This is a genomic window from Sedimentibacter sp. B4 (assembly GCF_000309315.1).
Classification (GTDB): Bacteria; Bacillota; Clostridia; order Tissierellales; family Sedimentibacteraceae; genus Sedimentibacter; species Sedimentibacter saalensis.
In genome coordinates this window covers 1-228 of the sequence record NZ_CANG01001129.1, presented here as the reverse complement: position 1 = coordinate 228, position 228 = coordinate 1, and the positions used below count along the sequence as shown (strand labels likewise).

1 protein-coding gene is annotated in these 228 nt (G+C 72.8%); it reads right to left on the bottom strand.

The window, feature by feature from the left end; translation table 11 throughout:
- A partial coding sequence (locus tag BN358_RS25205) for a Na+/H+ antiporter NhaA (RefSeq protein ID WP_198018554.1) occupies positions 1-228 on the bottom strand: 228 nt, incomplete at both ends.

Below are 228 nucleotides of genomic sequence, written 5' to 3'. Positions count from 1 at the left end.
ACAGGTCGGGAGCCAGCTGGGCGTGCCGCAGCCGGGTGACCAGCCAGGTGGAGCCGGTGATCCCGATCGCCTTGCCGGCGACCAGGCCCAGGATCACGCCCAGGCCGATCGAGCTGGTCACGGCGTCCACGAAGCCCTGCAGCCCGCCGATCACGACGCCGGCGGAGAAGAAGGCGAACACGGGCACGGCGACGCCGGCGGAGAACGGCCGCACCCGGTGCTCGAGGA